The sequence below is a fragment of the Embleya sp. NPDC005971 genome (assembly GCF_040629175.1).
In the GTDB taxonomy this organism is placed as follows: Bacteria; Actinomycetota; Actinomycetes; order Streptomycetales; family Streptomycetaceae; genus Embleya.
This window is the reverse complement of record NZ_JBEXUX010000007.1, coordinates 1-14,011: the sequence shown is the minus strand read 5'-3', so window position 1 is coordinate 14,011 and position 14,011 is coordinate 1. Positions and strand designations below refer to the sequence as shown.

The 14,011-nt window shown below is 70.5% G+C and carries 11 protein-coding genes and 1 pseudogene; 1 reads left to right on the top strand and 11 read right to left on the bottom strand.

What is annotated here, in order from left to right:
* Positions 1–85: 85 nt before the first annotated feature.
* The 11 genes from ABZ374_RS08955 to rsmI form a co-directional block, all read right to left on the bottom strand.
* Positions 86–1,624, bottom strand: a complete 1,539-nt coding sequence (locus ABZ374_RS08955) for a nucleoside-diphosphate sugar epimerase/dehydratase (RefSeq protein ID WP_360308416.1) — start codon at positions 1,622–1,624, stop codon at positions 86–88.
* 602 nt (positions 1,625–2,226) lie between these two features.
* On the bottom strand, positions 2,227–3,699 hold the full coding sequence (locus ABZ374_RS08950) for a hypothetical protein (RefSeq protein ID WP_360308413.1): 1,473 nt from the start codon (positions 3,697–3,699) through the stop codon (positions 2,227–2,229).
* A gap of 48 nt (positions 3,700–3,747) precedes the next feature.
* The gene (locus ABZ374_RS08945) at positions 3,748–4,170 is read right to left on the bottom strand and encodes a hypothetical protein (protein WP_360308410.1); all 423 of its coding nucleotides are present in this window, start codon (positions 4,168–4,170) and stop codon (positions 3,748–3,750) included.
* Positions 4,171–4,448: 278 nt separating this feature from the next.
* Complete coding sequence (locus tag ABZ374_RS08940) at positions 4,449–6,230, bottom strand: ABC-F family ATP-binding cassette domain-containing protein (RefSeq protein ID WP_360308875.1); 1,782 nt, start codon at positions 6,228–6,230, stop codon at positions 4,449–4,451.
* A 52-nt stretch (positions 6,231–6,282) separates the two neighbouring features.
* Positions 6,283–7,224, bottom strand: a complete 942-nt coding sequence (locus ABZ374_RS08935; protein WP_360308407.1) for a 4-(cytidine 5'-diphospho)-2-C-methyl-D-erythritol kinase — start codon at positions 7,222–7,224, stop codon at positions 6,283–6,285.
* Positions 7,225–7,337: 113 nt separating this feature from the next.
* Complete coding sequence (rsmA, locus tag ABZ374_RS08930; protein ID WP_360308404.1) at positions 7,338–8,282, bottom strand: 16S rRNA (adenine(1518)-N(6)/adenine(1519)-N(6))-dimethyltransferase RsmA; 945 nt, start codon at positions 8,280–8,282, stop codon at positions 7,338–7,340.
* Positions 8,279–9,439 carry a ubiquitin-like domain-containing protein gene (locus ABZ374_RS08925; protein ID WP_360308401.1) on the bottom strand — a complete coding sequence of 387 codons (1,161 nt, stop codon included), beginning with the start codon at positions 9,437–9,439 and terminating at the stop codon, positions 8,279–8,281. The genes rsmA and ABZ374_RS08925 overlap by 4 nt, the downstream gene beginning before the upstream one ends.
* 155 nt (positions 9,440–9,594) lie before the next feature.
* Complete coding sequence (locus ABZ374_RS08920) at positions 9,595–10,491, bottom strand: TatD family hydrolase (RefSeq protein WP_360308398.1); 897 nt, start codon at positions 10,489–10,491, stop codon at positions 9,595–9,597.
* A 3-nt stretch (positions 10,492–10,494) separates the two neighbouring features.
* Entirely contained in the window at positions 10,495–12,111 is a 1,617-nt protein-coding gene (gene metG / locus ABZ374_RS08915; protein ID WP_360308395.1) for a methionine--tRNA ligase, read from the bottom strand.
* Positions 12,112–12,198: 87 nt separating this feature from the next.
* Positions 12,199–12,573 (bottom strand): hypothetical protein, encoded by a 375-nt coding sequence (locus ABZ374_RS08910; protein ID WP_360308392.1) that lies wholly within the window; start codon positions 12,571–12,573, stop codon positions 12,199–12,201.
* A gap of 299 nt (positions 12,574–12,872) precedes the next feature.
* Entirely contained in the window at positions 12,873–13,739 is an 867-nt protein-coding gene (gene rsmI, locus ABZ374_RS08905) for a 16S rRNA (cytidine(1402)-2'-O)-methyltransferase (protein WP_360308389.1), read from the bottom strand.
* A gap of 58 nt (positions 13,740–13,797) precedes the next feature.
* Here rsmI and ABZ374_RS08900 point away from each other — a divergent pair.
* Positions 13,798–14,011: pseudogene (locus ABZ374_RS08900) on the top strand (phospholipid carrier-dependent glycosyltransferase); the annotation flags it as partial.

Genomic DNA, 14,011 nt, shown 5'->3' with positions numbered 1-14,011 from the left:
CCACCGGATGGCAGGAAACCATCCGGCGGTTGTATGAATACATCCGGAAGTCGTTCGAGTACGTCCGGAAGTCGTTCGAATATGCCTAGAAGTCGTCCGGATATGGCGCCGACAACACCTCGGCCCCGGCCGGCTCCGGCGTGGTGTAGCCCGGCAGCAGCTCGGACAAAAGCGCCCGCACCGCGTTCGTGTCGTTCACCGCCGCCGCGTCGTACAGCTCCGGCAGCCGCACCACCGCGTCCAACGCCTGCCCTGGCGGCACGGTCGCCTGGATCCGCCGATGTTCGGTGGGCAGGCGTTCCTCTGCGGACGAGAACAGTGCCTCGTTGAGCTTCTCGCCCGGCCGCAGGCCGGTGAAGCGGATCGGCACGTTCGGCAGGTTCACCTGTTCGGCGAACTTGTGCACCAAGTCCACGATCCGCACCGGCTCGCCCATGTCGAGCACGAAGATCTCGCCGCCCTGGGCCATCCTCCCTGCCTCCAGGACCAGCCCCACGGCCTCCTCGATGGTCATGAAGAACCGGGTGACGTCCGGGTGGGTGACGGTGACCGGGCCGCCCGCGCGCAGCTGTTCGGCCAGTACGGACAGCAGCGAGCCGCGGCTGCCCAGCACGTTGCCGAACCGGACACCGGCGAACACCCCCGGCGCCTGCGTGTTCGCCTGCACGATCAACTCGGCCAGCCGCTTGGTCGCGCCGAGTACCGAGACCGGGTCGGCCGCCTTGTCCGTGGAGATCAGCACGAAACGCTCGACCCCCACGTCGAGCGCGGCCCGAACCAGGTTCTCCGTGCCCAGCACGTTGGACTTGACCGCCTCGCACGGATGCCGTTCGAGCAACGGCAGGTGTTTGTGCGCGGCGGCGTGGAAGACCACCTCCGGCTTGAGGTCGTGGAAGAGCTGTTCGATCCGCGGCCGATCCCGGATGTCCGCGATGACCAGCGTCTCGTCGTCGAGCAACGCCTCGCCCCACACGTCGAGTTGGAGACGATGCAGGTTGGATTCGTCATGGTCGAGCATGTACATCCGGCTCGGCCCGAAGCCGTAGACCTGCCGGCACAACTCACTGCCGATCGACCCGCCCGCGCCGGTGATCAGCACCCGGCGGCCCGCGATCACCTCGCGCACCGACGCCGAGACCACGTGCAGTTCCTGCCGCCCGATCAGTCGGTTGACGTCGAGCATGCGCATGTCGCTGCCGACCACGTCGCGCCGCAACGCGACCAGGAAGGACGGCAGATACCGTACGGCGGCGCCGATCGCGGCGGCGCCGGCGGCCACTTTGCGAAACTCCTCGTGCGGCAGCCCCGGGATGGCCAGCACGACCACCTCGATGCCATGCTCCAGTGCCACATCGGTCAGGGCGGCAAGACCGCCCAGGACCGGAAGCAGATGTTGTGGGTTGTCCGCGTCGGCGACCCGGATCCCGTCCTTGTCGGGGTCGTCGTCGAGAAATCCGATCGGGCACAACCCGAAATCGGGTGTCCGCAACAGATCTCGCGCCAACGCGCTGCCCGCCGACCCGGCCCCCACGACCAGGGTCCGCAGACCCGCTCCCGAACTCTCCGTCGCTGCTGAACTCCGACCCATCAAGCCCCCCTTGGTCAGGTGCAGCGTGATCGGCATGGATCGTGCACCGACCACACGCGGCACCGACACACCGATACGGGTGAGCGCCCCCATCGCACCACGCCCACCCCGGCGGTCGTACGCGACTGCCCCAATTACCCCCACGACCCCGGTGGTCCCACAGTCGCCCCGTCACTTGTGGCCCAGGCGTATCGCTCGGACCAACAGCCGCGCAGGCAACCACCGGCACTCGGGATTCAGCGTAAGGCCCACCTTCGGCCCCCGTCGCGGTTTTGCCCAAACACCCGCAACTTCGCCTTTTCCGTGTCCACAAAGGATCACCGGGTAATCGTCGAGGCTTTCCCGGCCCGTTTCCCGGCCGTCATCGCGCCATGCCCGCCCACCACACACCCCGAGGTGGGCACGTGTCGAGTCTCCCGAGCAACCTCGAACGCCCGGCCGGAGCCGGGCAACACCACGAGCATCGCCGCGGCAACACCACGCGGCACCACGGATCATCACCGCGATACGACGAATCGGCCCCACTCGCGAAGATCGCGAATGGAGCCGATTCCGAATCCCTGCCGGATCAACGGTGTCCGACCGCGCTCACCCGGAGCAGTCGCCGCCCCGCCCGATTGCGGTCACGCGGTCACCCGTCAGTCCACCACCGGCGGAGCCGACGTCCGGTTGCCCGTCCACGTCTCCTCCTCCTCGTGCAGGTAGTCCGCGCGCTGCCGCCGGTTGCGCTCGTCGCGACCGCCGCCCGCGCCCATCCCACCGCCGCCGCGCATGCCCGCGCCGCGCGCACCGCCGACCTGGCTGCCCGCGCCCGCTCCGGGCCGACCGGCCAGGCCGCTGCCGCCGGAGGAGAACTGGCCCGAGGCGCCTGCGGTACGCGGGGTGCCGCCGACCACGCCACCGCTCTGCCCGGTGAACCGCCGACCGCCGGCGCCGCCACGCGGGCCGGTGCCGGGGGGGTTGTTCTGGCCGGTGCCGCCGCCGGTCGGGCCGCGCCCGGTCGGCTTGCCTCCGGTGAGACCCTCGGTGTTCGAGGTCATGTTGGGACCGCGCCCGTTGTTCAGCGGATTCGAGGTCAACTGCGCCTTCGAACCACCGGACTTGCCGGGCGGGAAGCCACCCGTCTTGCCGCTGGGCGGGAATGCGTTGGTCTTGCCACCGGGGAACATCGGCAGTCCGTTGGGCAGCCCCTGCTGACCACCGGGGGGCGTGCCGACAGGACCCTGCCCCGGAGCGATCGGACCGGGATCGGGCAACGTCGCCGGGCCGTTCTGGAACGGGCCCGTGCCGAGCAACCCGGTGTCCTTCGGCGGCACATACCCGCCGCCGCCGGCACCGCCGGCGACCGAACCGACGCCGCCCGGACCGACCGAGCCGTCGACCTGGTTCGTGCCGCCGTCGCCCGAGGGACCGTGGCCGGGGATCAGCGTGCCGCCGTCCTTGCCCACGCCGGTCTTGACCGTCGAGTAATTCGAGGTCCGACGACCGCCGTTGGTCGTCCCGCCGCCACCGCCGTGCGACACGGTCGGCAGCGCGGGCAGCGGCGGGAAGTCGACCGCCGGCGCCTTGGCCAACGTCTCGGTGGTCACCGTGTAGGTGCTGCTCAGGCTTTCCATCCGGCGGATGGCTTCCTGACGCGCCTTCTCCAGCTCGGTCTTGGCGGAGGCCACCATCGCCTTCTTGTCCGGGGTGTCCCCCGGCTGGCAGACCAGCCGCTTGTCGCCGTTGCTGTCCACGATCATCTTGGCGTTCGCCGGCACCTCCGGCATGGTCAGCAGCGCGAAGCTCAGCTCGCTGCCCGCGTGGTCCATCGCGGTGCCGACCGCGCCCGAGTGCTGGGCGAACTTACGGGTCGCGACCATGACCTTGCCGGTCCACTCGCGAAAGCTCTCCGCCGACTTGCCGGTCCACTCGAGACGACTGATCCGCGTCTCCAGCGCCGTCGTCAGCGTCTCCAGCGTCTCCTTGGCATCGAGCAACGCCTTACCCGATGCCGTCAGTTCGGCAGGTCGTGCGCCGTCGATCATGCCCTTCAGCGCTTCGTGCGAAAAGTCCTCGAAGTTGGTGGGTCCGCTTCCCCACCCGCCGCCACCGCCACCGCCATCCAGCATGTCGTCACCCCGTCCCCGTAGTTCCCGTCACGTCGAATCTCGAGCCGCTCAGGGCTTCTTCGCCGGCGGTGCGGGAGCCGGCACGTTGTTCGCGTAGTCCTCTTGCAGTGACTTGTACTTGGCGGTGAACTCCGCCTCGTTGCCCTCGTACGTGCCCTGCACGTACTGGATGGTCATCTGCATCGCCTCGATCTGGCGCTTGAGCTGGGTCGACAGGTCGATCAGCTCCGAACGCACGTCGACGTACGCCGACCACAGCCTGATCGCTTCCCCGAAGTTGCCCGAGGCGTCGAGTTCGACGCGGTTGTCGACCAGCTTGTGCGGTGCCGCCGTGGACGCGTCGAGGTCGTCCAGAGCACGCTGGACGTCCTTCTGGAACTGCCGCATCGATTCCAGCCCGGCGGACATCGCCTGCATGTCCGACGCGGAGACCCCCGTGGGTCCGCCGTCCCCGATATCCGCTATGAGCATCTGCCACACTCCCCCGTGCGTGGAGCCGATACCTCACCCCGTCACCACGCAGCTAGTTACCAACGCGCCGCACGTTGCCCCGTTTGCCGAGGCGGCGCATCGCGGCACACCCGTATCAGTGTCCCCAGACTACATAGCCGATGTGACCGATGGGTACGGGGTAACCCTCGGATCGGCCCTGCTCCGGGTATCGATCGGATGAACCATCGCGGCCCGCATCACCCGAAACATCGGCTCGTTGAAGCCGCCTCCGGCCGCCGCCAAGGCCGCGGCCCGCGCTACTCGGTCTCCTCCGCGAGTTCGAGCCAGCGCATCTCCAACTCGTCCCGCTCGTCCCGGATCGCGCGCAGTTCGGCGTCCAGCGTGGAGACCTTGTCGAAGTCGGTGGCGTGCTCGGCCAGGCCGTCGTGCACCTTCTTCTCCCGATCCGCCAGCTTGGACAACTGCCGCTCCACCCGCTGGAGTTCCTTCTTCGCAGCTCGGGTGTCGCCGCCACCGCGCCGGGTCGGCGCGGCGGTTGCCCCCGCCTCGACCGCGTCCCGGCGACGCTTGAGGTATTCCTCGATGCCGCCCGGCAACATCCGCAACGTGCGGTCGCCCAGCAGCGCGAGCACGGTGTCCGTGGTGCGCTCGATGAAGTACCGGTCGTGGCTGACGATCACCAGCGAACCGGGCCAACCGTCCAGCAGGTCCTCGAGCTGGGTCAGCGTCTCGATGTCCAGGTCGTTGGTCGGTTCGTCCATGAACAGCACGTTCGGCTCGTCCATCAACAACCGCAACAACTGGAGCCGGCGCCGCTCGCCACCCGACAGGTCGGAGACCGGCGTCCACTGCTTCTCGCCGGTGAAGCCGAACTGCTCGCACAGTTGACCGGCCGTCATCTCCTTGCCCTTGCCGATCTCGACCCGCTCGCGGATCTGCGACACCGCCTCCAGGACCCGCAGCGTGGCCGGGAGTTCGGCGACCTCCTGGGAGAGGTAGGCGAGCTTGACGGTACGACCGACCACGACCTTGCCGGCGGCCGGCTGCTTCTCCTCGTACGCCGCGTCCTTGAGCGCGCGCAGCAGCGAGGTCTTGCCCGCGCCGTTGACCCCGACCAGGCCGATCCGGTCGCCCGGGCCCAGGTTCCAGGTCAGGTGCTCCAGCAGCGTCTTGGGGCCCGCCTCGATCCGCACGTCGAGCAGTTCGAAGACGGTCTTGCCCAGCCGCGCGTTGGCGAAGCCGCGCAGCGCCTGGGTGTCGCGCGGCGGCGGCTCGTCCGCGATCAGCTCGTTCGCCGCCTCGATCCGGAACTTGGGCTTGGAGGTACGTGCGGGCGCGCCGCGCCGCAACCAGGCCAGCTCCTTGCGGACCAGGTTCTGCCGCTTGGTCTCCTCGGTGCTCGCGATCCGCTCGCGCTCGGCCCGGGCCAGCACGTACGCCGAGTAGCCGCCCTCGTAGTCGTGCACCCTGCCGCCCTGCACGTCCCACGTGCGGGTGCAGACCTCGTCCAGGAACCAGCGGTCGTGGGTGACCACGACCAGCGCGGAACGCCGGGTCTTGAGATGGCCGGCCAGCCACGCGATGCCCTCGACGTCGAGGTGGTTGGTCGGCTCGTCCAGGATGATCAGGTCGTGCTCTTCGATCAGCAGCTTCGCCAGCGCGATCCGGCGTCGCTCACCGCCCGACAAGGGGCCGATGACCGAGTCGATGCCGCTCTCGAAGCCCGGCATGGCCAGCCCGCCGAACAGCCCGGTCAGCACGTCGCGGATGCGCGCGTCGCCCGCCCACTCGTGCTCCGGACGGTCCCCGACGATCTCCTGGCGCACGGTCGCCGCCGGATCGAGGTCGTCCTGCTGGCTCAGGATGCCCAGGCTGAGCCCACCCACGTGGGTGACCCGGCCGGAATCGACCGGCTCGCGCTGGGCCATCACCCGGATCAGCGTGGTCTTGCCGTCCCCGTTGCGGCCCACGACCCCGATCCGGTCGCCTTCGGCGACGCCGAGGGACACCTCGTCGAGCAGGGTGCGCATGACATACGCCTTGCCGACTGACTCAAGATTGACCAGGTTCGCCATCAGACCGAACCGCCATACCGCAACGCTCGCATTCGACCAACTCTAACGGTCCGCGCTACACCGTGTTCTCGCGCTCCACCGGAACGACCCGACGCGGCAACACCCGGGCCCCGGGCACCGCGCCGAACGCCACCCGCGCGGCCCGGCAGGTGCCCGATTCGATCAGCCGCTCGGCCACCACCTGCGCGGTATCGCGGTCCGGCGCCAGGAACGCGCACGTGGGCCCGGACCCGGACACCAACGAGCCGACCGCCCCCGCGGCCATCCCCGCGGCCAGCGTCGCGGCCAGTGCGGGCCGCAGCGACAGGGCCGCCGGTTGCAGGTCGTTGACCAGGCCGGCGCCCAGCGCGTACGCGTCGCCGGCGCGCAATGCGGCGATCAGCTCCTCACGCGGCGCGGGCCGCTCGACCCGCACGCCCGCCACCTCGCGCAACCGGTCGCACTCGCCGTACACGGCCGGCGTGGAGAGCCCACCGTCGGCCAGCGCGAACACCCAGTGGAACCGCGCCGTGGTCGGCACCGAGGCCAGCCGCTCGCCGCGCCCGGTGCCGATCGCGGTACCGCCCAGGTCGGAGAACGGCACATCGCTGCCCAACTCCGCGCCCAACCGGCGCAACATCTCCCGAGGCGTGTCGCCGCGCCACAACGTGTCGCACGCGAGCAGCGTCGCCGCCGCGTCCGCACTGCCGCCCGCCATCCCGCCCGCGACCGGAATGCCCTTGCGAATGTGGATCCGCACGTTCGGCTCACGGCCGAGCCGGTCGGCCAGCAGGATCGCCGCGCGCGCGGCCAGGTTGCCGTGGTCCAGCGGGACCTCGTCGATGTCCTCGCCCTCGCAGGTCAGGCTCAGCCGATCCGCGGGCGTGACGGTGACCTCGTCGTACAGGGACACGGCGTGGAAGACGCTGACCAGCTCGTGGAAGCCGTCCGGCCGCACCCCACCGACCGCGAGCTGCAGATTGACCTTCGCGGGAACACTGACGGTGACGGAAGACACGGCGCGTGGAACTCCTTCGTGGCCCTGCCAGGCCTCTTCGGACGGGTGCCGTGCGAACTCCCCGGCACCGTCGCCGATGGTATCGACGGCGGCAGCGTCCCCTCCGTCGCGGGTCAGTCGCGGGGCTCGTTCGGGCGATCGCCGGGTTCGTTCGGCGCGGCCTCGGCGGCTTCGCCCGGCGAGGTGCGACCGGTCGGGTCGGGGCGGTGCTCGGCGATCCTGGCGAACGCCTCGACACCCAGTGCCTCGCCGCGCGTGCGCGGATCGATCCCGGCCGCGCGCAGCGCCTGCTCGGCACCCGCGGGGGAGCCGGCCCACCCCGCCAGGGCCGCCCGCAGCGTCTTGCGGCGCTGGGCGAACGCGGCGTCCACGACGGCGAACACCTCCTGGCGGGTCGCCGTGGTCTTCGGCGGCTCGCGGCGCACGAACGAAACCAGGCCCGAGTCGACGTTGGGCGCCGGCCAGAACACATTGCGCCCGATCGCACCCGCGCGCTTGACGTCGGCGTACCACGCGGCCTTGACCGACGGCACGCCGTAGACCTTGCCACCGGGCGTCGCGGCGAGCCGGTCGGCCACCTCGGACTGCACCATCACCAGGAGCCGGTCCAACGACGGGAAGGTCTGCAACATGTGCAGCAGCACCGGCACGGACACGTTGTACGGCAGGTTCGCCACCAGCGCGGTGGGCGCCGGGCCGGGCAACTCGGTCACCGTCATCGCGTCCGCGTGCACGAGGGCGAAGTCGGCCGCCCGTTCGGGCATCCGGGCCGCGATGGTGGTCGGCAGGTGCCGGGCGAGCACCGGGTCGATCTCGATCGCGACCACGCGGGCGGCGCTCTCCAGGAGGGCCAGGGTCAACGAACCGAGTCCGGGGCCGATCTCGACGACGACGTCCTCGGGCCGCACACCGGCGGTGCGCACGATGCGCCGCACCGTGTTGGCGTCGATCACGAAGTTCTGGCCGAGCTGCTTGGTCGGGCGTACACCCAGGGCCTCGGCGAGCGCACGGATGTCCGCGGCACCGAGCAGTCCCGGTCCCGCGGGAAGATCACTCACGAGTAGAGCCTACTGCCGCACAGCGGCCACGGACTCGACCCGCGCTGGACGAACATGAGCTTTGCCCGATATGTCTGTTCCGATGCCGGTGCCTGACTCGCCACCCCGGTACCGCCCATCGACTGCCAGGTCTGCGCGTCGAACTGGTAGAGCCCGTGATAGGTCCCCGAGGCGTCCACCACGTTGGCCCGGCCGCCCGACTCGCACTGCGCGAGCGCGCCCCAGTTGAGCTGGTCCGCCCCGGCCACCGAGTTGGGCATCTCCTTGGTACCGATCTTGATGAGCTGGTTGACCGGCTCCTTGACCACCTTCTCGGAGACCTTGCGCGGCTCCTGCCGGACCCCGTTGATCGTCTCGTACGAGTAGGTGATCTGACGCAGGCCGGTCTCACCCTTGGTGACGACCGTGTCGGTCCCCTTGTACTGGGTCGGGTCGTCCTGCTTCGTGGTCTTGAACGGGATCTTCTCGTCCTTGGTCACCGTGCTGCCGGTGACCCGCAGGATCGAGACGGTCTGCCCCTGCTGGGGGTAGGAGTCGGTCGGCGTGTCCACCCGGTCCTGCGGCCCTATCGAGATCCCGGCCTGCTCCAGCGCGGCCTGCACGGTCTGCGCGTTGGTCCGCAGCGGGATCGTCTTGCCGTCCACCAGGAAGGTGATCGCCCGCTCGGTGCGCACGTCCAGGTTGAGCCCCTGCCGACCGATCGGCAGATCCCGGGAGACCGACAGGTACGCGCCGTCCGCCCGCACGCCGACCTGCTCCAGCGCCTCGGCCACCGACTTCGCGGTCACCCAGACCTGCTGGGGTCGGCCGTCGACGGTCATCGTCAGCAGTCGGCCGTAGCGCACCGCGACCCGGTCGCCGTCCTCCAGGCTCGCCTTGCGCCCGGGCGCGACGATGTCGTGCTCGCCGACCTTGATCTCCTGACGGCCGAGCAGCCCGGAGACGTCCGAGGCGAAGGTGTGCACGGTGCGCTCCTCGCCGTCCACGACGAGCGTCACCGTCTTGTCGTAGGCGACGAAGGCCGTGGTGCCGCCGACCAGGACGGCGACCACGAGGGCCTGGGGAACAAGGGTGCGCAGCGAGGGTCCGGGGCGACTGCCGCCCCGACCCGCCCGGGCGGTGTTGCGCCTGCGGGCGGAGCCGGCGGAACGACTCAACGGTGCTCCTGGGGGATTCCGAGGGGGCTGGTCCGGGGGTGTTCTCCGGAGGCCGGGCCGCTGTTCCACCCGACGAGCATCGGACTGTACACGGGCGCGGACCGGGCGCCGCCCGTCCCCCGGTCGTCCGGGGGACGGGCGGTCGCGGCGAGCAACTACGCGGGGGCGAAGGTACGTTCGGCGTTGGCCGCGAGCGCGGCGGCCAATTCGTCCTCGGTCAGGCCCTTGACCTCGGCCATCGCGCGCACGGTGATCGGCACCAGGTAGGGCGCGTTCGGCCGACCGCGGAAGGGCACCGGGGTCAGGAACGGCGCGTCGGTCTCGACCAGGAGCAGGTCGATCGGCGCGACCACGAGCGCGTCCCGCAGTGGTTGCGCGCTCGGGTAGGTCACGTTGCCCGCGAAGGACATCACGTAGCCGAGTTCGGCGCAGGTCTTCGCCATCTCCGCATCACCCGAGAAGCAGTGGAAGACCACCCGTTCCGGTGCGCCCTCCTCGGCCAGGATCCGCAACACGTCCGCGTGCGCCTCGCGGTCGTGGATCACCAGCGGCTTGCGGTGCCGCTTGGCGATCTCGATGTGCCTGCGGAAGGACTCCTGCTGCGTGGCCACGCCCTCGTCGCCGGTGCGGAAGTAGTCCAACCCGGTCTCGCCGACCCCGCGCACGTGCGGCAACGCGGCCAGCCGATCGATCTCGGCGATCGCCGCGTCCAGGGCCTCGGCGCCCCCGGGCGCCCGACGCTGCCCGGACCAGCCGTCCGGGTCGCCGAGCACGATCCGCGGCGCCTCGTTCGGATGCAGTGCCACCGTCGCGTGCACCCGCTCGTGGGCGGCGGCGGTCTCGGCCGCCCACACCGAGGACGGCACGTCGATGCCCACCTGGACCAGCGTGTCGACGCCGACCGCGGCGGCGGCCGACAATGCCTCGGCCGGCGTCGTCTCCTGCAGGTCCAGGTGCGTGTGGGCATCCCACACCGGCACCCGCAGTGGCTCGGGCGCGGGCGGCGCACTGGTGTCGCGGGCTCCGCCGTCCCGGCGCTTGCGCTTGCTCAAGGGTCAGGCGTCCTTCTTCTCTTCGAGGCGCGGGAACAGGATCGCGCCCTTGGTGACCGTCGCCCCGGCCGGCAACTGCCCCCAGCGGCCCGCGTCCTGCACGTGCTGCGCGGCCAGCGGGCCCAGCTCCGGCTCGGCGCCGAGCGAGTCCCACAACTTCTGCGCGGTCGCCGGCATCACCGGGTTGAGCAGCACGGCGAGCGCGCGCAGCGACTCGGCCGAGGTGTACAGGATCGTGGCCAGCCGCGCCCGCCCCTCGGGGCTGTCGTCCTTGGCCACCTTCCACGGCTCCTGCTCGGTGATGTAGCCGTTGACCAGCTTCACGTAGCCGAACACCGCGTCCAGACCGGCCTGGAAGTCCAGCGCCCGGACCCGGTCGTCGGCGAGCGACACGGTCTCGATCAGCGCGCTGTGCAGGGCGCCCTCGGCGTCCCCGTCGGCGGTGGAGGCGGGCAGCGTGCCGTCGAAGTACTTGCCGACCATGGCCGCCACGCGCGAGGCGAGGTTGCCGAAGTCGTTGGCCAGCTCCGAGGTGTAGCGCGCGGAGAAGTCCTCCCACGAGAAGGACCCGTCCTGGCCGAACTGGATCGCCCGCAGGAAGTAGTAGCGGTAGGCGTCCACCCCGAAGTGGTCGGTGAGTTGCTGCGGCGAGATGCCGGTCAGGTTCGACTTGCTCATCTTCTCGCCGCCGACCATCAGCCAGCCGTTCGCGAACACCCGGCCGGGCACCGGCAGGCTGTTGGCCATCAGCATCGCGGGCCAGATCACCGCGTGGAAGCGCAGGATGTCCTTGCCGACCAGGTGCACATCCGCCGGGAAGGTGCTCTCGAACTTCGCCTCGTCCGCGCCGTAGCCGACCGCGGTGGCGTAGTTGAGGAGCGCGTCGATCCACACGTAGATGACGTGCTTGGGGTCCCACGGAACCGGGATGCCCCAGTCGAACGTGGACCGCGAGATGGACAGGTCCTGCAGGCCCTGCCGGACGAACTGGAGCACCTCGTTGCGGGCCGAGGCCGGCTGGATGAAGTCCGGGTTGGCCTCGTAGAACTCCAGCAGGCGGGGGCCGTACTCGGAGAGCTTGAAGAAGTAGTTCTCCTCCTTGAGCATCTCCACCGGGCGCTTGTGGATCGGGCACAACTTCTGCCCGTCCTCGCCGTCGAGCAGGTCGCCCGGCGCCTTGTACTCCTCGCACGCCACGCAGTACGGGCCCTCGTAGCCGCCCTTGTAGATCTCGTCCTTGTCGAACAGGTCCTGGACGAACTCCTGGACCCGGTCGGTGTGCCGCTTCTCGGTGGTGCGGATGAAGTCGTCGTTGGCGATCTCCAAGTGCTCCCAGAGGGGCTTCCACGCCTCCGTGACCAGCTTGTCGCACCACTCCTGCGGAGTGACGCCGTTCGCCTCGGCCGTGCGCATGATCTTCTGACCGTGCTCGTCCGTGCCGGTGAGGAACCACACCTTCTCGCCGCGCTGGCGGTGCCAGCGGGTGAGCACGTCGCCTGCGACGGTCGTATAGGCGTGGCCCAGGTGCGGGGCGTCATTTACGTAGTAAATGGGCGTTGTGACATAGAACGCCTTCTCGCGCTCGCCCGCAGTGATGTCAGTGGTTCCAGTGGCCGCCATACCCGGAATCCTACGGCCGGCGTGACGGCGCCCGCCCCCGAGTATCGGCGGGGGCGGGCGACGACGGGCGTGCGGCCCGGAGCGGGCTCAGGCGGAGCGGTGCAGCGACGGCAGGTGCCACCGCGAGGCCCCGCGCGGGGCGGGCACCTCGGCCGCCTTGTCGGCCTTCGCGACCTTGACCGGCTTGACCGGCTTGACCGCCTTGGTGGGCCCGACCCCGGAGCCGCGGGTCACCGAGGTGACCCGGCCGGCCGGGAGTATGCGCAGGCGGGTGCCCTCGCAGTGCTCGCAGGCGGGCTTGGTGAACGGGGACGGGACCAACGCCCCCTCCGAGTAGTAGCGGCAAAGTCGCGAACCGTGCAGATCGGTCGCGTGGTGAATCTCGTAGTCGCGCTCCCACCCTCGACCACACGACAAACAAACGAAGGCGTAGGACTCGTGCACCACCGTCGGGTTCTCCATGACGACCTCCTCACACGGGCGCGCCCACCGACTGGTTCAGGGGGCTTCCCGTGACCGGTATCCATGGAATGCCCGAACGGGGCCTTCCGTATCGGCACATACGGTTCCTTGACGGGCGCCAACACGGAATATGGATAACCGGAAAGACTCATCACCCAATCGAGTGCAGTGCCGTACCTGCCCGTTGCGTGCGCTTGACCGTCCGTCCACCTCGATCCGCGCGGGCCCGAATCGACGAGAACACGCTGCGTTGCAGTCCTCGCACACAGCGTCCCCAAACCGCCTCCACGCGTGGCGGGTCAGCCCTTCTTGGCCGCGACCACCGCGTCGAACACCACCCGCTTGGGCACGCCGACCTCCGCGGCCACCGCCGCGATGGCCTCCTTGCGCGGTTGGCCGGCGGCCTCGCGCCCGGCCACCCGCTCGACCAGCTCGGCCGGGCCGATCTTCGAGGGGTCGGCGGGCGGCGCGCCGGCGACCACGACGGTGATCTCGCCCCGCACCCCCGGCTTCGCCCACTCGGCGAGCTCGGCCAGGGTGTCCCGGCGGACCTCCTCGTAGGTCTTGGTGAGCTCGCGACACACCGCGCCGCGGCGGTCGGCGCCCAACGCCTCGGCCATCGCGGCGAGCGACTCGGCGAGCCGGTGCGGCGCCTCGAAGAAGACCATCGTGCGCGGCTCGGCGGCGAGCTCGGCCAGCCGCCGCCCGCGCTCGCCCGCCTTGCGCGGCAGGAACCCCTCGAAGCAGAACCGGTCCACCGGCAGACCGGACAACGCGAGCGCGGTCAGCACCGCGGAGGGTCCGGGTACGGCGGTCACCCGGATGTCCTCGGCCACTGCCGCCTCCACCAGCCGGTAGCCCGGGTCGGACACCGACGGCATGCCGGCGTCGGTGACCAGCAACACCCGCTTGCCCTCGCGCAGCGCCTGGACCAGTTCCGGCGTGCGCGCCGCCTCGTTGCCCTCGAAGTACGACACGACGCGCCCGGGCACCTCCACACCGAGCGCGCCGGCCAGTCTGCGCAGCCTGCGGGTGTCCTCGGCGGCCACCACCTGGGCCGTGCCGAGTTCGACGGCGAGCCGCGCGGGCGCGTCGTTCACGTCACCGATGGGGGTGCCGGCCAGTACGAGTACGCCGCCCTGAGTGCTCTGCTCTTCGTGTTCCACTGCGCCATCCTCCCCTTTGCCGCGCCCCGGTCGGTCCGCGCGTCAATACGATGCACGGGTGACGAGTGACGTGGCGACCGATCAGCCGACCCGAAAGCACCCCCCGGAGGGGGCAGCGGAGTCTCCCGGCAGCTCCGGGCCCGCACGTCCGGAGCCGCGCGGGTGGGCCTGGTCGCTGGCTCGGTTCGGGTATCGGGATCGGCCGCCGACGTCGTTGCGCGAGCGGTTGGTGCCCTCGTACACCGACAACAGCCCCTACACCGGCGGCGGCT